This window comes from Bacillus sp. JJ1532 (genome assembly GCF_036965085.1).
GTDB lineage: Bacteria > Bacillota > Bacilli > Bacillales > Cytobacillaceae > Cytobacillus.
Genome location: NZ_JBALOW010000008.1, coordinates 38,848 through 59,400 on the forward strand (window position 1 = coordinate 38,848; position 20,553 = coordinate 59,400).

General features: G+C 36.8%; 22 protein-coding genes. 8 read left to right on the forward strand and 14 right to left on the reverse strand.

Translation table 11 applies throughout. The features are described 5' to 3' along the window. The first annotated feature begins 205 nt into the window (after nucleotides 1-205). Both V7122_RS03860 and V7122_RS03865 read left to right on the forward strand, forming a co-directional pair. A complete protein-coding gene (locus V7122_RS03860; protein WP_335525855.1) occupies nucleotides 206-574 on the forward strand; it encodes a YtxH domain-containing protein in 369 nt (122 codons plus the stop codon). Nucleotides 575-857: 283 nt separating this feature from the next. After that, complete coding sequence (locus V7122_RS03865; RefSeq protein WP_335355609.1) at nucleotides 858-1,433, forward strand: HTH-type transcriptional regulator Hpr; 576 nt, start codon at nucleotides 858-860, stop codon at nucleotides 1,431-1,433. Between the two features lie 3 nt (nucleotides 1,434-1,436). Here V7122_RS03865 and V7122_RS03870 read toward each other — a convergent pair whose 3' ends face one another. Then, nucleotides 1,437-1,772 carry a DUF1878 family protein gene (locus V7122_RS03870; RefSeq protein ID WP_335355608.1) on the reverse strand — a complete coding sequence of 112 codons (336 nt, stop codon included), beginning with the start codon at nucleotides 1,770-1,772 and terminating at the stop codon, nucleotides 1,437-1,439. Nucleotides 1,773-2,048: 276 nt separating this feature from the next. Between V7122_RS03870 and V7122_RS03875 the strand changes: the two genes are divergently transcribed. Next, on the forward strand, nucleotides 2,049-2,597 hold the full coding sequence (locus V7122_RS03875) for a DUF3267 domain-containing protein (protein WP_335525856.1): 549 nt from the start codon (nucleotides 2,049-2,051) through the stop codon (nucleotides 2,595-2,597). 183 nt (nucleotides 2,598-2,780) lie between these two features. Then, complete coding sequence (locus V7122_RS03880) at nucleotides 2,781-2,984, forward strand: hypothetical protein (RefSeq protein ID WP_335344873.1); 204 nt, start codon at nucleotides 2,781-2,783, stop codon at nucleotides 2,982-2,984. A 77-nt stretch (nucleotides 2,985-3,061) separates the two neighbouring features. On the opposite strand, the gene V7122_RS03885 is transcribed toward V7122_RS03880, so the two are convergent. Then, entirely contained in the window at nucleotides 3,062-3,157 is a 96-nt protein-coding gene (locus V7122_RS03885; RefSeq protein ID WP_335355371.1) for a YjcZ family sporulation protein, read from the reverse strand. Between the two features lie 36 nt (nucleotides 3,158-3,193). After that, the gene (locus V7122_RS03890; RefSeq protein WP_438824764.1) at nucleotides 3,194-3,295 is read right to left on the reverse strand and encodes a YjcZ family sporulation protein; all 102 of its coding nucleotides are present in this window, start codon (nucleotides 3,293-3,295) and stop codon (nucleotides 3,194-3,196) included. A 276-nt stretch (nucleotides 3,296-3,571) separates the two neighbouring features. Between V7122_RS03890 and V7122_RS03895 the strand changes: the two genes are divergently transcribed. After that, on the forward strand, nucleotides 3,572-4,447 hold the full coding sequence (locus tag V7122_RS03895) for a peptidylprolyl isomerase (protein ID WP_335355369.1): 876 nt from the start codon (nucleotides 3,572-3,574) through the stop codon (nucleotides 4,445-4,447). A gap of 72 nt (nucleotides 4,448-4,519) precedes the next feature. Here V7122_RS03895 and V7122_RS03900 read toward each other — a convergent pair whose 3' ends face one another. The 4 genes from V7122_RS03900 to V7122_RS03915 form a co-directional block, all read right to left on the reverse strand. Then, nucleotides 4,520-4,708, reverse strand: a complete 189-nt coding sequence (locus V7122_RS03900; RefSeq protein ID WP_335355104.1) for a sporulation YhaL family protein — start codon at nucleotides 4,706-4,708, stop codon at nucleotides 4,520-4,522. Nucleotides 4,709-5,125: 417 nt separating this feature from the next. Further along, nucleotides 5,126-6,070 carry a 3'-5' exoribonuclease YhaM gene (yhaM, locus tag V7122_RS03905; protein WP_335355105.1) on the reverse strand — a complete coding sequence of 315 codons (945 nt, stop codon included), beginning with the start codon at nucleotides 6,068-6,070 and terminating at the stop codon, nucleotides 5,126-5,128. A gap of 90 nt (nucleotides 6,071-6,160) precedes the next feature. Next, entirely contained in the window at nucleotides 6,161-8,959 is a 2,799-nt protein-coding gene (locus tag V7122_RS03910) for an ATP-binding protein (RefSeq protein WP_335355106.1), read from the reverse strand. An 11-nt stretch (nucleotides 8,960-8,970) separates the two neighbouring features. Beyond that, nucleotides 8,971-10,191: a metallophosphoesterase family protein gene (locus V7122_RS03915; RefSeq protein WP_335355107.1), complete on the reverse strand. Its 1,221-nt coding sequence runs from the start codon at nucleotides 10,189-10,191 to the stop codon at nucleotides 8,971-8,973. A 299-nt stretch (nucleotides 10,192-10,490) separates the two neighbouring features. On the opposite strand from V7122_RS03915, the gene V7122_RS03920 reads away from it, so the two are divergent. Further along, entirely contained in the window at nucleotides 10,491-11,846 is a 1,356-nt protein-coding gene (locus tag V7122_RS03920; RefSeq protein ID WP_335344881.1) for an arsenic transporter, read from the forward strand. A 36-nt stretch (nucleotides 11,847-11,882) separates the two neighbouring features. Here the strand turns inward: V7122_RS03920 and V7122_RS03925 are convergent, their stop codons facing one another. After that, nucleotides 11,883-13,139 carry an ABC transporter permease gene (locus V7122_RS03925; RefSeq protein ID WP_335525857.1) on the reverse strand — a complete coding sequence of 419 codons (1,257 nt, stop codon included), beginning with the start codon at nucleotides 13,137-13,139 and terminating at the stop codon, nucleotides 11,883-11,885. Then, nucleotides 13,132-14,031 (reverse strand): ABC transporter ATP-binding protein, encoded by a 900-nt coding sequence (locus V7122_RS03930; protein ID WP_335525858.1) that lies wholly within the window; start codon nucleotides 14,029-14,031, stop codon nucleotides 13,132-13,134. The genes V7122_RS03925 and V7122_RS03930 overlap by 8 nt, the downstream gene beginning before the upstream one ends. Nucleotides 14,032-14,197: 166 nt before the next feature. On the opposite strand from V7122_RS03930, the gene V7122_RS03935 reads away from it, so the two are divergent. Continuing rightward, the gene (locus V7122_RS03935; RefSeq protein WP_335346563.1) at nucleotides 14,198-14,383 is read left to right on the forward strand and encodes a YhzD family protein; all 186 of its coding nucleotides are present in this window, start codon (nucleotides 14,198-14,200) and stop codon (nucleotides 14,381-14,383) included. A gap of 61 nt (nucleotides 14,384-14,444) precedes the next feature. Here the strand turns inward: V7122_RS03935 and V7122_RS03940 are convergent, their stop codons facing one another. The 4 genes from V7122_RS03940 to V7122_RS03955 form a co-directional block, all read right to left on the reverse strand. Continuing rightward, nucleotides 14,445-15,236: an enoyl-CoA hydratase gene (locus V7122_RS03940; protein WP_335346562.1), complete on the reverse strand. Its 792-nt coding sequence runs from the start codon at nucleotides 15,234-15,236 to the stop codon at nucleotides 14,445-14,447. 148 nt (nucleotides 15,237-15,384) lie between these two features. Next, entirely contained in the window at nucleotides 15,385-17,004 is a 1,620-nt protein-coding gene (locus tag V7122_RS03945; RefSeq protein WP_335346566.1) for a long-chain fatty acid--CoA ligase, read from the reverse strand. Between the two features lie 152 nt (nucleotides 17,005-17,156). Then, the gene (locus tag V7122_RS03950; RefSeq protein ID WP_335525859.1) at nucleotides 17,157-18,668 is read right to left on the reverse strand and encodes a coproporphyrinogen III oxidase; all 1,512 of its coding nucleotides are present in this window, start codon (nucleotides 18,666-18,668) and stop codon (nucleotides 17,157-17,159) included. A 160-nt stretch (nucleotides 18,669-18,828) separates the two neighbouring features. Then, complete coding sequence (locus V7122_RS03955; protein ID WP_335525860.1) at nucleotides 18,829-19,695, reverse strand: Cof-type HAD-IIB family hydrolase; 867 nt, start codon at nucleotides 19,693-19,695, stop codon at nucleotides 18,829-18,831. A gap of 191 nt (nucleotides 19,696-19,886) precedes the next feature. On the opposite strand from V7122_RS03955, the gene V7122_RS03960 reads away from it, so the two are divergent. Next, entirely contained in the window at nucleotides 19,887-20,087 is a 201-nt protein-coding gene (locus tag V7122_RS03960; RefSeq protein WP_066295079.1) for an alpha/beta-type small acid-soluble spore protein, read from the forward strand. 73 nt (nucleotides 20,088-20,160) lie between these two features. Here V7122_RS03960 and V7122_RS03965 read toward each other — a convergent pair whose 3' ends face one another. Further along, nucleotides 20,161-20,511, reverse strand: a complete 351-nt coding sequence (locus tag V7122_RS03965) for a YlbF family regulator (RefSeq protein ID WP_335355148.1) — start codon at nucleotides 20,509-20,511, stop codon at nucleotides 20,161-20,163. Between the last annotated feature and the right edge of the window lie 42 nt (nucleotides 20,512-20,553).

The window sequence follows — 20,553 nt, forward strand, 5'->3', positions numbered from 1 at the left end:
ACCTCGAGGTCGACAAAAACGCGACGTCCTGTCGCATTGTCGACACTAGTACGTCCTGTACGTCGGGGGTAGGCGCTGGAGCTAGACAGTTCTCAAATTTGGAAAAGTTATACAAACACTTTAATAATAATTGTTATCATTATTTTATGGAGTCATGTTTTAACTCATAGTAAAATTGGTATAAGCTAATCAATGAGGTGATAAAATGAAGGCAAAATCATTACTTATAGGCTTTTTAATAGGTGGTGTAGCAGCAGGGATTAGTACTCTATTAACTGCCCCAAATTCTGGAAAAGAAACGAGTCGAAATTTAAAAGAAAATGCTGGAAATATAAAGAAACAAATGGAAGAGCTGAAAAATCAGATCATTGATCTAAAGGATACAGCTTTAAGGGGAGGCAAGGAAAGCAAAATCATCATTGCTGAATTTTTATCAGATGTGAAAACGATGGTTGATGAATGGAAACGTGATATCCATTCCGGCCAGCAAGCTTTACATAAGGAAATTCATGCGATTGAAGAGGCTATTTCAAATCTTGAAAAAAGTCTAGATCTTAAGAATGAGAAAAAATAAAATTTTTTTTAAAAAATCCTTCTTTATTCTATTAAAAAGAAGGATTTTTTCATTTTAAGCCGAAAATAAATATATTAATAAAGTGACAATGCCAAAACTTCATTTTTTTGTTTGTTCTTCGTTTTAAAAAAGTTTTTTCTAAAATCATAAGTTGTTTCACAAAATTGAAGAAAAAATAGCTTTAAGAAATAATTTCTAAAAATTTAGTAAATTTTTTCTTTATTAATTTTTACTTTATTGGCATAATGAATATAGAGAACTAGAAAAGTAGGTGAATAGTTTTATGACAGATAAAATGTATTCAATGAAGGAAGCAATGATTTTCAGCCAAAGAATTTCTCAACTTAGTAAAGCTTTATGGAAATCCATCGAAAAAGACTGGCAGCAATGGATTAAGCCCTTTGACCTAAACATCAACGAACATCATATTTTATGGATTGCCTATCACTTAAAAGGGGCATCTATTTCGGATGTGGCTAAGTTTGGAGTCATGCACGTATCAACAGCATTTAACTTCTCAAAAAAACTTGAAGAGCGTGGCTTTCTGAAATTTTCCAAAAAGGAAAGCGACAAAAGAAATACGTATATTCAGATTACTGCCGAAGGCGAAAACATTTTATTGCAATTAATGGAGACTTACGATCCAGATCAATATGCAGTGTTTTCAGGAGCAGCACCATTAAGAGAACTTTATGGGAAATTTCCAGAAATTATTGAAATCATGGCCATAGTGAGAAATATATATGGAGATGACTTTATGGAGATTTTTGAAAAATCATTTAATAATATTGAAAATGATTTCGTAGAGGAAGAAGGAAAGCTGCAAAAAAAAGAAAGCTCTCTTCAGGAATCAGTTTAATCTTTAAAGATATTTCACAAATTCGTCCATTAGAGGAATAAATAAACCTTGCTTTAAACAAGCTTGCACTGCTTCCTTCGGTTCAAGATCCTTATGTAACCTATAAGTAAATTTATTGTAAAGCGGATGAAAGTAGACAAACCCTTCCGCTTTTTGTTCTTCCAACTCTATGCTCAACTCTTCACATTGTCTGTAGAAATCTTCAACTTCGCTTTCAGCTAATGACTTTTCGACAATTAGTTTAAAAAATTCCAAATTTCTATTTTCGATCATCTTAAGTAAAAGCTTTTGCTGATATTCTAACTTATTCATTCTCTTCATAACCTCATTTATATCCATTATTCACCTTTTCCTCCTAACCGTTTTAGACCATAATGTCTTATATTGTGAACAGAATCACTTCAATTAATATCAGCTATTATTCAAATATAAACTATACCATATTTTCGACAAAATCCATGATTTTTCCCTATTGATTTTTTTAGACATTCAGCGTAAAGTATCTTAGTAAGTTTGAAGAAAAAGATTTTAAAAGAAATGTATAAAGTGAAAACTTTCATTGAAATTCCATCATTTCTTCTCGAACTTTATTTCTCCTTTTGGAGGTATGATACTATGAATTCATGGAAGACGATTAACTTTTCTAGACAGTATGGCTCACAAAGACTTTTCATTTTGTCTTCCTTAACAATGTTGCTGACATTTATTTTCGTATATGTGCCTGCGCAATTTTTATTTAATGCACATTCATTCTATGACAATTATTTTTACTTATTTATTCTCGGGCTTTGGCTAATTTATCCACTTCATAAGTTTTTTCATTATTTACCATTAGCTCATCATGTAAATAAAGTAAAAAAGGAACTATCAATAAAATATGGGATTTTACCTGTCATTCATATAAAGGTTTTTGAACCGATTTCTAAATGGCAATTTATTTTTGCCCTTTTTGCACCTTTTATCGTTATTAATAGTATTTTGATTTTTGCTTGTTATATGTACCCTCATTATTTACATTATATTACCATCATACTTGCTTTTCATGCTGGCTTATGTCTTCCTGATTTTATTTGTGCAAAGAATGTGCTGTTCGCACCAAATTGTTCATATATTGAAGAGAATGATGATGGAATTGAAATATTGCTCCACAAAAACGATGATTAGAAGAAAAAGGTATCCGATATTGGATGCCTTTTTCATGAATTTGATAAAACCAAGTTTTCACAAGTCTTAAAGACTATCTTTTTTCCGTAAATTTTGTTATTGTAAATAACATACAACTGGATTTAGGCTGTCTGAATTGCTATTTACGCAAATAGCCCAGACCCTACCTTTTTTTCTTCATAAATGCAAAGGAGGGAATCTTCGGTGATCTCCATATTTTTCATTATTTTTGCCGTCTTTATCCTATATAATATTAACAAAATGACCAATTCGCTTTGTCTCCAAAAGGAAATCCCTGAGGAGCGACAGCCTTCAGTGTTTAGAACGATTAATATTTTAATAACAATTCTTCTCATATCGTCATTTGTAGAGATTCTTTATGCTTAAATAATGTAGAAAAAGCGGCGGATTATACTTCCCGCCGCTTTTTCATTTAGGATGGATGAATCTTTATGTCGAAGTCTCTATAGCCAAGATGTTCCAATGATGATTAATAGGATAAACAAAACGACAATTAAGGCAAATCCGCCTCCGAATCCATGTCCAACTCCTTCTGACATAATGCTTCCTCCTTCCCTGCTTGCAAAACAGTTATCTTAGCACCAAGAAGCGCCAACAATTATTAATAAGATGAATAGCACTACAATTAGTGCAAATCCACCTCCGAAACCAGCACCCATGAGACACCCTCCTTTCATGTTGCTAAAATATACTATTCAACGAACACCCTATTCGAATAGGCACCTATCATCATAATCCGAAAATTATTGGGTTTTAATCTTTAGTGCTTTGATAAAAGTGTCTTTGTAGTATATGACCCCACTTTAATTAAGAATAGTCAGTTACCTACAGGAGAGAATCTAAATAAATTTTTAAACTTCAATAGGTTATTGTTTTTGTTCTCCAATTCATTTGTGGTATAGTAGGTTTTATGAAATTGGTTATTGAAATAAATTATCCTAGGAGTGTTCAACATGAAAAAATGGATTGTTACCCTCACATTAACAGCTGGGGTCTTAGGCTTAACTGCTTGTAATGTTACTAATAATGCGAGTGATTCAGATGTAGTAGTTCAGACAAAGGCTGGAGATATTACAAAGGACGAGCTTTATGATGCGATGAAAGAAAAAACTGGCGAGGCAATTCTTCGTGAGCTAGTTTATGAAAAGGTCCTTTCAAAAAACTACAAAGTATCTGATAAAGAGTTAGATGAAAAAATTGACGAACTTAAAGAACAGCTTGGTCCAAATTTCGAGATGGCCCTTCTTCAATATGGCTATAAAGATGAAGCTGAGCTTAAAGACACCTTTAGAACTGGCTTAATGCAGGAAAAGGCAGCTATTAAAGATATAAAGGTAACTGAAAAGGAACTAAAAGAATACTACGATAATTACAAGCCTCAAATAAAGGCAAGACATATTCTTGTAGCAGATGAAAAAACAGCTAATGAAGTAAAGAAGAAGCTTGATGAAGGAGCTAAGTTTGAGGATTTAGCGAAGGAGTATTCTACAGACCCAGGCTCAGCAGCAAATGGTGGAGATCTAGGCTGGTTTGGTCCGGGAAGAATGGTCCCTGAATTTGAAAATGCAGCATATGCGTTAAAGGTTGATGAAATTAGTGCGCCTGTGCAATCACAGCATGGATACCATATTATTCAAGTAACAGAGAAAAAAGAGAAAAAATCCTTTGAAGAAATGAAAGAGAAAATGGAATATGATTTAAAGGTTTCAAAGCTTGATGCGGATAAAATTCAGAAGGCAATGGAACGTGAATTAAAGGATGCAAACGTGAAGATAAATGACAAGGATTTAAAGAGTATTTTAGAGACCCCTGAAGCTGCTCAACAATAATTTTACAAAAAAAGACCCCGGACAGCTTATATAACTATATAAGCTGTCCGGGGTTTAATTTTTAGAGGTTGTTCATCCTAATGACTGCTGATTGGTTCTTCTCGCCTCCCTTTCCTTTTCAATCCTTTCGATATAAACTCTGCCTTCAAGTTCGATGCTTTCATTTTCTACTCTTCGTTCTTCTCTTCCTGCCTTAATCGCCATATAGGCACTAAGGAGAATCCCAATAGCGATAAAAAAAACCCAAAATGGTATGATCATGACAATCATCTCCCTCCTATTTGTCTAGCTTCAGCGCCTACCCCCGACGTACAGGACGTACTAGTGTCGACAATGCGACAGGACAAGGAAAGCTTCGTCAGCGACACATCGCACGACCAAAAGTGAAGCTTTTGGGAGGACGTCGCGTTTTTGTCGACCTCGAGGTCACAAGCCAATCCTGAAAGGTAGAGCTCACCTTTCCGAGAGGCTTTCTTGTGCTTGTCGGGGGTGGACACAAAGGATAGCTTCTGCGAATAATCATCGCAGGAACAATTGTCCTTTGATTGTTCCGAAGGCGCTTACGCTTTTCTATTTGAATGGTTGTCCACTCTTTTATAAAATATTTATGTTTTTCAAATAGAAATATGAATAAACAGCAAAAAATCGTCCTGCCAAATATGGAGGACGATTTTATTATTATTTATGGAAAGCAGGTTTATAAAATGATCTATTATCAAGTGCGAAGACTCTTTCAGTAAATTCACCTGGTTTTACCCGTTCAAGCGCACGGTCAAGCATATTCATTTTAGCGTCTAGATTATCAATATAATGAAGAATTTCCGCCTCTTTTATGAGCGGAGGCTTAGGGCTTCCCCATTCTGCCTTTCCGTGATGGGAAAGGACTAAATGCTGCAGAATAAGAACTTCTTCTCCTGTAATGGATAGCTCTTCTGCTGCTTTGCCAATTTCGTTAACCATGATCGTTATGTGGCCAAGTAAATTTCCTTCTATCGTATAAACGGTTGAAATTGGGCCAGATAGCTCAATTACCTTTCCTAAGTCATGGAGAATAATTCCCGAGTATAATAGATCTTTATCCAGACTTGGATAAAGGCCCGCTATCGCCTTTGCTAAATCAAGCATAGAAACTACATGATAAGCTAATCCTGAAACAAATTCATGATGATTTTTCGTTGCTGCCGGATATTCCAAAAATGCCTGCTGATGCTTTTTTAATAAATGACGCGTAATTCTCTGGAGATTTGGATTTTGCATTTCAAAAATGTATTGAGTGATTTTACTAATCATTTCATCGGCACTTAAAGGGGCTGTTTCAAGAAAATCAGCCAGTTTAACAGAATCACTTGAGGAGGCTGGGCGTATTTGTCTAATTCTGAGCTGATTACGCCCCCGATAGTTTAATATATCACCCGAAACTTTAACAATGGTCTCCGGCATATAGATCTTTTCATCACCGTCAGACACATCCCAAAGCTTCGCCTCTATTTCTCCACTCTGATCTTGAAAAATAAGGGTTAAAAAAGGCTTTCCATTACTTGCAATTCCTTTTGTTGCATTTTTTATCAATAAAAAAAGTTCGATCTGTTCACCAACTTCATAATAGACAATTCCTTTTGACATAAGTGGTCCAACGCTCCTTTCTATTAAAATAGTATATCATAGACAGATAAGAGTCTAACAGAAATCGATGGATAACCTATTGATTCCCTTTCAGTTTATTGGCATTCCCATCTCTTTACCAACTTCAACGATCTGCTCATCTAAGAAATAGGTTAATAAATGCTGATGGCAAGTAAAAAACAGAACCTGGCGCCCGTTTAATTGCTTAAGCAATTGAATAACTTTCTTTGTTCGATGTTGGTCAAAATTAACAAAGCTGTCATCAATAATGATAGGAAAAGAGAACTTTCCATAAATGGTAACTGCTAAAGCAAGCCTTAATGACACATAAACCAGTTCGGCCGTTGCTTGGCTTAGCTCATTGGCTTCAAATAATTGCTGATCCTTCCTTTGTATAAGGAATCCGCTTCCCTCTTGTTTTGGAAAGATTTTTATGTATCTGCCATCTGTTAAATACTTCAGATTTTCCTCTGCTTTTTCAAGCATTTTCGGAAGTCTCTCATTTTTAAATCGTTCAATCGTATGATTTAACATATCCTTTGCCAGAGCAAATTTGGCCCATTCACGTGCCCCTATGTCTAATTCTGACTGCTTATGCTTATATAAATGTAATAAATCAGCATAAGTGCCTCCTTCTTCTAACAATTGAATTTCATATTTTACCTTTGCGATGTCGCTTTGCAATATAGGAATATTTTCTTCATGTATTTTATGCTTTGTTGTATTGCTGTAAATTCGTTCATCTAAATCAGCAATTTCCCGAAAAGATTCCATTTCCTGTTCATTTAACGTGGCAATCTTTAACTGCCTCTGTAAATGAAGCAATTGTTCCTCGAGCGTCCGTTTCCTCTCATCAAGTTTTCCAGTTTCCCGGAAAGACTTTTCAGTTGTTACAAATGCTTGTTGAAATAGCTCTTCTTTTTTCCGTTTGAAATGATTCCATTCTAGCTGATATTTCTGTCTTTCTTCCTTTAGTTCATTAAACTTTTCCTTTCTTCCTTCATAAGCCATATTCTTTTCGATTTCTTCCTTTAATCGTTTTCTTAACGTATATGCCATTTCTTGAATGCTCGAATAAGTCAATCCTAAAAACTCATTACATTGATGCTCGATAGCTTCAACGATTTCATTAATTTTTGCTGTAATTAATTGATGCCTATCAATAGCCATTTTCTTTTCACGATAAAGCTTTTTTAGCTGTTCGATTAGCTCAAAGGCATCAGATAAATGGGCAAGGGCAATTTCTCTAGGCAAAAACAAGCCTTTTCCAAGTTCGATCATTTCCATTTCAGCCTTAACCATTTCATTTTCCCAAGTTTCATAGTCCAATAATACCCTTTCATATTGAGCATTTCTTTCTGTCCATTGAACTTTGAACTGAGTCAGCTGTCCTAATTGATTCCTGTCTTTAACAATGTCATGATCCGCATTTGCCGATTTCTTATTAAACAGATAAATTGAAAAAACAAGTCCAATGACACCAAGCAAAATGATTGGTAATGTTGATTCGAATATCCCCCAAGCAATCAAGACGGAAAAAAGTATCGAAAATATTGTGAATTGAGTCCTTTCCTGAACTCTTTTTCTCCGAATGTTTTCTTCCAAAGCTTTTCTTTCTGTTTCAGACTGAAGCTTTTTTTCATACTCCTTTATTTTATCTTCGATTTCCTCAAGCATCTGCTTTTCATTATTAAATCTTTCATCAAGGTCAATTTTTTTCAAATCGAGCCGCCGATATTTTTCCTGAGCGTTTTTGACTTTTTCTTTCATGAAGACACTTGTATTTATGGAGATTAAATCTTCCTCTTCAATGTTTAAATGAAGCTTTTCTCTTAAACTTAATTCTTCGTCCTTTAGCTGTGCACACCTTTCTTGCAGTTCCTTTTCTTCCTGTTCAAGCCTTTCATATAAAGATAGGCTTTCGACAGCCCTCATGATTTCATGCTCCTGACCTAGCAGATTGATATCAGGTGTGTTACTTCTAATCTCCTCTGCTAAAACAGACAGCCGATCGGTAAGGCTAGAAATATACCCTTCCAATGGCTTCATCAGTTCTTCAATTCTTTCTAATTTTAAATGACCATCAATTGGAAATTGAATATCCTCATACTCCTTTAATTCCTCTAAAATGGCCATTTCCTCTAGCTTGAGCGGCTGAATTTGCATCCAGGCTTCTAATTTTAGTTTCATCGAATGGAGCAGGGCTTGTTCTGCTTGTGTATCTGTCAGTTCTTTTTCTAAACGTTCTTTTTCACTTTTGAGTTTCCAATAATGCTCATTTTGCTGCTCAGCCTTTTTTAATTCACTGCGCAGATGCTTTAGCTCTCTAAGCTTTTCATTTAAGTATGGTTTTTTGCCATTTGGTTTAAAGCGGCTATCCATTTCCTTTTGCAATGAATTTTCAGCACGAACAAGCTGATCTGTTCCTAAAGCTCCAGCCGAAAATAGGAATTTCCCTAGATCTTCTCCTTTTATTTGATGTACATTTTGAATACCATGTATACTAAATGAAAAAATCGATTGAAATAAGGTTTTATTAACACGATGTAGAAGGTCTCTAAGAAGCTCTTCTCCTCCCCTAGTTCCATCCTCAAGCATCACATTTACATCTCCCGAGGCTTTCCCTTTAACCCTTTCTATGATCACGATCCCTTTTTCGTCTATATCTACAGTCATCCTGCCGCCGTATTTTGTGCCCTCTTTTGGTTCATATCTCAGCTCTGATTGAAGCTTCGTTGGGAATCCAAATAAAATACTATGAATAAATGACATAATCGTTGACTTCCCCGCCTCATTTTCTCCAAATAGAACTTGAAACTCATGCATATTAGTCATTTTCAAATCTGTAAATTTCCCAAAACCATAAATATGGATATCCTTAATTTTCATCCAATCACCTCCTATTGCTTATATAACATATTAACTAATAGTCTCTCTGCCTCTTTGGCAATCTCACTTTTCTCCTCATCTGATATACTGTGCAGAAGCCTTCTTGCATCTGGATGACTAAATAAAGTTGAAATGCTGCTGTCTAAGATGTCATATTGGTCTGCTGTCATAAAAAGCTCCGCGTAAAATTCCGATTCATTTGCCAATTGCTCTCGATTCCAATCGGCTTTTTCATTTATTGTTAAGCTAGAAACCCAAACAAACGCCTCTTCTTCCCATTCATCTTCCTGCAAAGCATCTAATAAATCCCCATTCGTTATGCTACTCATATCCTGTTTTGGCAGATTAACATCATTTAAGTCCAACGATACAATGGTTCCTTTATTTTCTACCCTAATCTCCTGCATTAGACTTTTGCAAATGTCATATATCTCTTGAAATGATGAAGCCTTGGAGACATCTACTTTCACTTCCTCCCAAAGAACTGCTGAAGTTTCAATAAACTGCAGCTCCGCCTCTTCCTCTGTTAATTGAACTAAGTAACAGCCCTTACTCCCTGTCTCCTTTCGATTCCTTCCTTGAACATTTCCTGAGTAAATAACTGGAGGAAATGTATGCAAGGTTTGGCGTTTATGTATGTGGCCAAGAGCCCAATAGTCAAATTCCTTATCAAGTAAATCCTTGATCGAAAAAGGGGCATATTTATCGTGTTCGTTATTCCCTTCCAAATGACCATGGAGAATCCCAATATGAAAATCCGCTCCCTGTTTCTTTTTATAATGATTGATCATTTTATCGTACACATGCCTTCTAGGATAGCTGAATCCATAAAGATGGACAGACACATTTTCATTCTTAACAAACCTGACTCCCTCTATCTCATGAGAGAAAATGTGGACATTATTTGGCATGGCTAGATGTGTCCAATTTCCTTCCATATGGTCGTGATTTCCATGAACAACATACACTGGAATATTTTTTTCATTCAGGCGCTCCATTTCTTTACAAAATCTAATCTGGGCACGAATACTGCGATTCTCCCCATCAAATAAATCACCTGCAATAATGACAAAATCCACTTGATGGATTAAGGCATTGTCTATAACTGTCTTTAATGCCTCAAAAGTGCTGTCTTGAAGTTTACTAAATATTTTCTGGGGCAAGTTCATTAACCCAATCATTGGACTATCCAAATGCAAATCTGCAGCATGGATAAATGTCAGCTTTTTCATTTGATAACCTCTCGATCTTTTTCCCCTAATTTTACCCTATTCTAAATACGAATGCACGTTCTTACAATCTAAACATTTTAGATAAGATCAAAGACTATTCTTTCTTAAAATTTCTCCGCTATTAACAAGATTTGCATACATAGTCTCCTATCCTCTGTAGGCATCTTGCTTATATGGATAAACATACTTTTTGACTAAAATGGATGTTTGTCCATACCCCGCTTCATTAGGATGAATATAAATATGGTATATAGGACACGCAGGGTAGATGTCCTTTCGAGTATAAGGAGAGAAATAACATGACTTTCGAAATTGGTATGACTATATTTGTCTTTATTGTCACAATGTTAGTCATTTTTTGGAGACCAAAAGGGTTAAATGAGGCGTGGCCAGCTTCTGTTGGAGCCCTGATTATTTTACTTACCGGGATTGTATCAAAAGCAAACATTCTCGATATTATAGATAAAATTGGCGGTGCCTCAATTACGATTATGGCAACCATTGTCATGGCTGTCATACTAGAAAGCTTTGGATTTTTTCACTGGGCAGCTGCCAGACTTGCAAATTTATCAAGGGGCTCTGGCTATAGGCTATATTGGTATATTCAATTACTATGTTTCTTAATGACACTATTATTTAATAATGATGGCAGCATCCTAATTACCACTCCTCTATTAATCATCCTTCTTAGAAATCTACGGCTAAAACCACATCAAATGATCCCCTATTTATTGAGTGGAGCTTTAATCGCTACTGCATCTAGTGCACCAATCGGCGTAAGTAATATTGTCAATTTAATAGCTTTAAAAATTATAGACATGTCGTTATATATGCATACGGCCATGATGTTTGTACCAGCGACATTGGGATTATTATTTATGGCAACGATTATGTTTCTAGTTTTAAAGAAGAAGCTTCCAAAGCAATTGCCGGCCACAAAGGATGAAATAGACGAGGTTTTTTTCACAAAGCATTTTCATCCTCTAAAAAAGTCACTATCTGTTGAAACGAAAAAGAAGAGAACAAAACTAATGTTAAAAGTATTATTATTTGTTTTCGTCATGCGCTGCTTGCTTTTCGTTGCATCCTATTTAGCTATTCCGATTGAATTAGTCGCTGTATTAGGATCACTCGGCTTACTTATGTGGAGATGGTATCATTTAGGAACAAATCCAGTAGATATCATAAAGAAAACACCATGGCATATTCTCATATTTGCTTTTTCAATGTATGTGATCATTTATGGGCTTAATAATGTGGGGCTTACAGAATTACTCGTTCAAACTTTTGAACCAATTGTAAATAGAGGATTGTTTCAAGCAAGCTTTATAATGGGCGGACTCGTTTCCATCCTTTCCAACATATTTAATAACCACCCAGCATTAATGATCGGGACCATTACTTTGACTGAAATGGGACTAGATGCGATTACATTAAAGACCATTTATTTAGCTAATATTATTGGCAGCGATATGGGATCCTTATTACTGCCAATCGGGACACTCGCTTCCCTCATTTGGATGCATATATTGAGGAAATATAAAATTAAAATAAAATGGAAGGACTATCTTAGTGTATCCATCCTTGTCATTCCAATCTCTACAATCGTTACATTGTTTCTTCTCTATTACTGGGTGCAGATGGTGTTTGCATAAAAGAAGGCTCTGCACTGTGCAGAGCCTTTTAATCTTTTATTCATTTTTCGTAAGCTGCAAAGCCTTTTTAATATCCTTAAAGGAGTTTGATTTGCCATACATGAGAACTCCCCCTTTATATACCTTTGCACCGAATATGGCCAAAATTACAATCGTGATGATCAATATCGCAATGCCTAATAACGGCTCCCAGACTGGCAATGTCAGCATTCCTACCCGCATAAACATAAGCATCGGCGTGAAAAATGGAATATAAGAGGCAATCGTCATAAAAGACGTATCCGGCTGGCTTAGTCCAAACATGGATATCATAAATCCTGCCACAACAAGCATCGTCATCGGCATAATCATTTGTTGGACATCTTCAATCCGGCTGACAAGCGATCCAAGAAATGCAGCTAATGTTGCATATAAGAAGTATCCTAGTAAAAAGAATACGAGAGCATAAATAATAGACGAAATCGGAATATCACTAAACCCGAAAACTTCGAAAAAACCGCCTTGCATGCTTTCCATATTTCTCTTTACAAAATAAAAACCAACAACTAGGATAATTCCCATTTGCGTTAAACTAAGCAATGCTATTCCAATAATCTTTGCAAACATTTGCTTAACAGGTGCTACGCTTGAAATAAGAATTTCCATTACACGTGAGGATTTTTCTGTAGCAACCTCCATGGCAATCATATTCGCGTATAAAATAACAGCGAAATAAATGATAAAGAGCAGGACATAGACGAGCCCTCTTGCCTGGTTTAATTCTTCTTCCGTTTTTGCATTTTCTTCAAGTGCGATTTTACTAAAGGAAACTGGCTCATAGAGCTTGCCTAATTGATCCTGAGATAAATTTATTTTTGAAGCTGCAAGCTCTGTCTTTATTTGCTGCAAGTAGTGCTGAAGTTCTGAAGAAAGTGCAGTATCAGCAATGCTTCTTGCTTTATAAGCGGCTTCCGGCAACCCTTCCGGATTATGGGATAGGATGAGCAAGCCTTCATATTCATCCATTTTCACTGCGTTTTCTGCATCTTTTACACTACCATTAAAGGTTTTAAGCTGAATATCACTATTGTTCATTTTCAATTGGTTCAATAAAGGATTGATTAGTTCTCCCGTTTCGTCTATGACAGCAATCGTTTCTTCAGATCCTTCACCTTTATTGAAAAAGTCCATAATTCTAGACATATTAGTTAGGCACGCTACAATTAGCACTGTGATAAGCGTTGTAATAATAAATGATTTTGTTTTGAGCTTGGAAAAGTATGTATGACCAAGAATGATCCAAAAATTACTCATAGGAAGCACCCACCTTCTCAATAAAAATATCATTCAATGAAGGCTCTTCAAGTGCAAACTTTCGAATAAATCCTTTTCCAACAATCTCCTTCAAGACTCTCTCTGCAATGTCTTCACTTTCGATTTGCAAATGGATGCCTTCAGTCGTTTGCCGAGCCCTTGAAACGCCAGGATAATTCTTTAAATACTCAAGGCTGAAGTCAGCATGAATAACTAAATTCTTTTTCCCGAATGAACGTTTGATTTCTTTTAGGGCCCCTTTCACAACTGGCTTCCCTCTATGCATGATGCACAAATGCTCACACATTTCTTCCACATGCTCCATGCGATGGGAAGAGAAAACAATCGTAGTCCCTTTATTCTTCAATTCAATAACAGCATCTTTAAGCTGTTCCACATTTACTGGATCTAAACCGCTAAAAGGTTCATCGAGAATTAATAATTTTGGTTTATGTATGACCGCTGTAATAAATTGGATTTTTTGTTGGTTCCCCTTAGAAAGCTCCTCGACTTTTTTATCCACATATTCAGGTACTTTAAACCGGTTCAGCCAGTAGTCAAGCTCCTTCAATATTTCTTGTTTATGCATTCCCCTTAATCTCGCTAAATAAACAATTTGATCCTTAACCTTAAGCTTCGGGTATAACCCTCTTTCCTCTGGCAGGTACCCAATAATCGGACTAGTAGAATAATCAATCCGTTTTCCGTCCCATGTGATATTCCCTTCACTTGCATCAATTAAGCCAAGAATCATTCGAAAAGTTGTCGTTTTTCCCGCTCCGTTCGCCCCAAGAAAGCCAAACATTTCTTTTTCGGGAATCGTTATTGAAAGGTCATCAACAGCTGTAAACTTTCCAAAGCGCTTTGTTACATGCTCTAATTTTAATCCCATTTCATACTCCTCCTATCCTCTTACTTATACGATTAATATAGAAAAAAGGTTCAAATACTTTTTCATTTTTTCCTATTTGATCTCCATTAATAAAGACTTTGCACAAATCCGAAAATTATGGAAAAATAATAGTAATCACTATTATTAGGATCAAGGAGGATTTTTTATGAAGACATATAAATTAACTGTTTTTGAAAAAAGTGGAGAAAAGCTTTTAGACGAGGCCTTTCAAGCAGGAGATGATATAGAGGCAAAAGGGAAGAGCGAGCAAATGATAAAGGAAAAAGGCTTCGATGAAAAAACATATCGCTGCACTTCTCCTTCTGGGAAACTCATTTTATTTCATTCTTAATTGACTTAAATGGCGATAGCAAAAAAGAACTGAAGCTAACCTTTTTTGCTTTTCGCTCACATTATTTTCCGATAAATACAGGTTTTCTTTTTTCGATGAACGCTTGAATGCCCTCTTGGTGATCTTGCGTTTGCGTCATTTTATACTGACCCGCTTTTTCAAGCTCGAGGATTTTATTTAGTTCTGGGAGGTTTTTTTCTATAAAGATTTTTTTCGTTTCAATCATGGCTTTTACTGGGCTTCTTAGCCAAGTATTTATTTTTTTGTCTAGTACATTGTTCAGCTCCTCTTCAACTGCCTCATGAATAAGACCTAGCTGGTAAGCCTCATCAGCAGCTAATGGCCTCCCTTCCCAAATGAGGTGCTTTGCTTTATCTTCTCCAAGACGCTTTTCTAAGAAATAATGGGCCGCACCATCAGGAATTAAGGCGATTCCAATAAAATTCATCGCAATCTTGCTCGATTTCTCAGCTATCACATAATCAGTCGCTAAGGCAAGGCTAAGACCAAGACCTGCAGCTGCACCCGAAATTGCACTAATTGTTAATTTAGGCATGCAATAAAGCTCTTTTACGACTGTACTAATGCTATCCATCACTTCAGGAAAGGCACTTTTATCAGTTGACGATAACATCGTTTTAATGTCTCCCCCTGAACAGAAAGCCCGTCCTTTTCCTGTCAAGACAACAATATCAACCTCATCAACAGTAGTAACCTTCTTTAATACAGCAGCCAGATCCTTAAGCATTTCTACGCTTAACGCATTAAGGGAATCTGGTCTGTTCAGCTCAATTTTAGCCACACGCCCATGAATTACCAAATTTACTGTTTCAGTTCCAAAGTCAATAGTCAATCTAACCCCTCCCTTTCTTTAAATCTAATTATAATGACTTTCATCAAATTTAAAAACTTAAATGAACGATTATTCATAATATTTTTGATAATAATTTGAACAGCCAAAATGAGAAACGACCGTAAAAAAATACGGCCGCATACTTTACCTATTTTGTCTCGGTCAGATCCTTTTGTACCTGATCTCTTAGTGCCATCTTCAGAAACTTGCCAACGGAGGTTTTCGGAATTTCATTTAAGAATAATATCTCATCTGGAAGCCACCATTTGGCAAATTGCGGCTTTAAAAATTCCAATATTTCTTGTTTGTCTACTTTACCTTGATAAGCTTCTTTTAGGACTATACACGCAACTGGACGCTCCTGCCATTCTTCATGAGGTACAGCTACTACAGCTGCCTCAAAGACAGCCTCATGTGCCATCAAGGCGTTTTCAATATCAACAGAGGAAATCCACTCTCCGCCACTCTTAATCAAATCCATCGTTCGGTCGACAATTTTCATAAAGCCTTCCTCATCAATGGTGACCACATCCCCTGTGTAGAGCCACCCATCACGAAACGCCTCAGACGTTCGTTCGTCCTTATAATATTCTGAGGCAATCCAAGGTCCCCGAATAGCAAGCTCCCCCATTTCCTTTCCATCCCAAGCTGCTTCTCCATCCTTCCCGACAATTTTCATTTCAAGTCCTGGAACGAGAATGCCCTGCTTTGCTTTCAAGTCTAGACGCTCCTCATAGGAAAGCTCTTCCTGATAGCTTTTTAAGGTAGAAATTACGACTAATGGACTCGTTTCAGTCATCCCATAAGCATGCATGAAAGGAATATTGTGCTTTTGTTCAAAGGCTTTGATCATCCCTTTCGGTGCTGCAGAACCGCCACATAGGACTGAACGCAGTGAGCTCATATCATACTTGTTTTCGTCAAGCTCCTTTAATAATCCCAGCCAAATCGTTGGAACACCTGCTGTTATGGTCACCTTTTCCTCTTGAATGAGTTCAGCTAATAGCCTTGGAGTAAAATACGGACCCGGCATAACTAGGTTTGTGCCAAACCAAACAGCTGCAAACGGCAATCCCCATGCATTAACATGAAACATCGGAACGACCGGCATGGCAATATCCTTCTCACTAACCCCCGCACTATCTGCCATTCCTAATGCCATACTGTGAAGGACGATTCCGCGATGAGAATAGATGACACCTTTTGGATTCCCTGTCGTGGCTGACGTATAGCACATGCCAGCTGGAGCATTTTCATCAAGATCATCTGGATAATCATAGTCACCCGTAGCCTCTTCAAGTAACTGCTCGTAATGGTAAACAGGAGATAAAGTTGTTTCAGGAAGCTCTTCATCATCCGTCATGATGATAAATGCTTTCACATTCGGCAACTTGTCCTTTACTGCTTCAATCAACGGGAGGATATCTGAGTCAATTAAAAGAACTTTATCCTCTGCATGATTAATAATAAAAACAATATGCTGCGGAGATAGGCGAATATTAATCGTATGGAGTACGGCCCCGCTGCATGGAATCGCAAAATACGCTTCCAAATGGCGGTGGTGATTCCAAGCTAGAGTCCCTATCTTATCTCCTCTTTCCACTCCTAGCTTTTGGAGACTTTCAGCAAGCCTTCTTGTCCGGTCAGCTATCTGCTTATATGTAAACCGCTGAATCCCGCTCGCTGTTCTTGATACAACCTGTTTCTTTGGAAAAAATCTTTCCGCTCTCTTGATCATTTGCGTCATTGTTAAAGGTGTTTGCATCATCATATTCGATTCCTCCCTTAAATTAAGCGCTTACATTCTATTCAATGAAGTGTATGATCTTTTGTACCTAAAACATTCTATTTAATTTAGAAAAACCCTTCTTATTTTCTAAATTTTCAAAAATATCATCATTAAGAAAAACCCCTGCTGTTTTAAACAAGGGTTTCTTGTGTATCAAATAATTCACTTAATAATCTCAACTTCTCATCTGTGTATTTCTCAAAGCTTTCATTGTATGTTTTTGGGTCCTTCGGATTGGCAAATTGTGTGATTTTCCCTGTGGTCGGATGGACAAATTTACTAGCTGCGCCACAACCCAGACCAATTATCGTCTGCTGCTCTTCCATGATCATAATATTATAGATACTGTCCTGACCGGGAAGTGAGTAGCCAACATTCTCAAGATTGCCAAGGATATTTTTTTGTCTATATAAATAATATGGGGTATAGTTATGCTCTTTTGTCCAATTCTCAGCCGTGTCCATCATCTTTTCAATTTCATTTCGATCGGCTACCTTGTATTTTTCCTTGTTTTTCGTCATTTCGGAAGCACGTTTGAAAGAAAGAGTATGCACAGTAAGCGATTCTGGCAAGAGCTTTTCTGTTTCACTTAGTGTGTGTGAAAATTCCGGCATGCCTTCACCTGGGAGCCCAATAATTAAATCCATATTAATATTATTCATGCCCATATTTCGTGCTAAATGGAACTTTTCTATCGTTTCTTCAACAGTATGATGTCTTCCAATCGCTTTTAATGTTTCCTGAATATAGGACTGCGGATTAATGCTAATCCGATCTATTTTCCACTTTTTTAACACTTCGAGCTTTTCAGTTGTGATCGTGTCCGGCCTTCCTGCTTCAACGGTAATTTCACGTATCTTTTCCACATCAGGGAATGAGGTATACATTTCTTCATAAAGCATATCCATCTCTTCAGCGGTAATACTTGTAGGGGTGCCCCCGCCGTAGTAAACTGTCGTGATTTTCACCTTATTTTCTTTAAGCCAGTCCCCAACCTTCCTCATTTCATAATGAAGACCTCCTAAGAATGAATCAACAGACCCTTGCCGTCCATTAATGGCATAAGCCGGGAATGTACAATAGGCACACTTTGTTGGGCAGAATGGAATTCCAATATAAATGCTGACTTCATTTTGAAGCTCATAAAGGTCAGGTACAACAGTCAGTTGCCTGTCAACAATTTGCTGCATAAGCTGGATCTTTTCATCTGTAATTAAGTAATCCTCTTTTAATTGATGATGTGCCTCGGCCATAGGTGTTTTCATTTTCATATGGCGATGCAGAAGCTTTGTTGGACGGATTCCAGTAAGGATTCCCCACTTTTGACTAATGCCAGTCCACTCTTGTAGAACCTTTAAATATACATGGGAAACGGCAGTTTTAATTTGCTTAAAATACTCTTTCTCTGACTCTGTATCTATTAATAAAGCTTCATAGGATGCTGCCTTCTCCATCCTATCCCGATCTGTAAGCGAAGCTTTAACACGAACAGATTCTTTTGCTTCCAGATTAATAACGATCTTTAAATCCTCATCATGATGAGAATTCAAGGACACTTGGCATTCCTCAAAAAATAAATTTGCGATCAGTTGAAGCGGACGCAGAAACCGCTCATCTTGTAACCCTGTAACTAAAATTTGCAATGCAATCACCTTTTTATCAATATAGTGAAACTACCATCAAAATAGATTTGATGGCAGTTAGAATTGTATTATTATGAACCTATTTAAGTGTACAGAAATGATTATTTAAGGTCAATATGTAAAGAGCTGATCTGTTAAGATCAACTCCTTTTGAATAAAACTATTTCAATAAATTCATTTTCTTCAAAAATTCAATCGGATGCTGCTTTCTGAAATGCTCCTTCACCATATAGGTGACGCCGTGCTGATTATTCAAACGTGTGACCCAATCCGCTGCTTTTTTAACTTCTACAGGTGCATTTCCCATGGCAACACCGAGTCCGGCAGCTTCAATCATGCCAAGATCATCGAGGCCATCCCCAATCACAACCATTTCACTGCGGGCAATATCTAAGTGGTCTCCTAAATACAACAAACCATTAAGCTTGGAAACTCCAGCTGGTATTATATCGATACGGAGATTGTTCAGCTGGAGAATATCAATTTCTGAAAACATCCCTTTTATGGCTGCCGTTGCATCCAATTGATCTGTTTCATCCTCAAAATAAACTTCTATTTTCGGAGGATTGGCAGGGGCATCGAGGATCGTATCACTTAAGGAATCGACAAATTGCTGAGAATAAAAAATCGGATCTCCTGATGAAAAGACGGTCTTAGCCAGCATATTATGATTTAGCTTAGATTTGTTGGCTAACGAATATTTTTCATGAACCAATCGAATCTGACAGGAAAATCCTTCAAGCAACCTCACAATTTCATAAGTTACATCCTCTGCAATCCGCCTGACAAAAATGGGTTTATCCCGTGAGCTGGCAATATAAGCTCCACTATGTGCGACAATGGATGAGTCTAATTTTAGTGCTTTTGCCACTTTTTTTGCGGATGGAAAGCTTCTTGCCGTTACTAGTGTTACATAGATACCTTTTTGCTGCACATATTCGATCGCTTCTTTTGTAGATTTATGAAGTCTTCCATTTGATTGAAGAAGAGTGCCATCAATATTTAACGCTAACAGCCTGTAAATCATCATATTGCCCCCTATTCGTGGAGTGTAAAATTGTCCTATTACACTTTTATGAAAGGAGAAAAAGGAATAGAACAATCCCTGTGAAAACTTCATCCCCTGAAAAATTTACCAATTTAAAAAATGTATAAAGAGTAATTATTCAATTAAAAATAGGATTGTAACATTTAATTACACCAAAGGAGATGATTTACATGGCAAGAAGCAACAATTCAAATCAGCTAGTAGTACCAGGAGTTTCTCAGGCAATTGAGCAAATGAAGTACGAAATTGCAACAGAATTCGGTGTGAACCTTGGCCCAGAAACATCTTCAAGAGCTAATGGTTCAGTTGGTGGAGAAATTACGAAGCGCCTTGTACAAATGGCTGAGCAGCAGCTTGGCGGCAGGTTTTAAAGAATCAACTCAATAATTATATATGAAAAACCGCTCCTAAAATAAGGAGCGGTTTTCATATCCAAATATGGAATTAACCTAGTGGTCCATATAATTCTTCAAGTGGTTTCATAATGATTTTATTTAACTCAGCAATAAGCATGCTCATCCTCTGCTCTGCTTCCATTAGCTTGGCTATTTTAGGATTTTGCTGTACGAGTGCTACAGATTTTTGTGCCTGCTCAACCTCTGCCTGAGATATATCCTGCCCCATCATTTGTTTTTGTTGAAGCTGCATTTGAATATGGCGAAAGTTATCAAACATCGCCTTTGCTGATGGATCAGCATTGACCTCAGCATAAGCTTGCTTCAAAATTAAATATTCATTGCTTTGCCTTACTGCTCTCTCAAGTTCACCTGCGATATTAAATAAATTAACTGCCATCTTTTGAATCCCCTTTCCATTTTGGGCAATCACTTCACTATA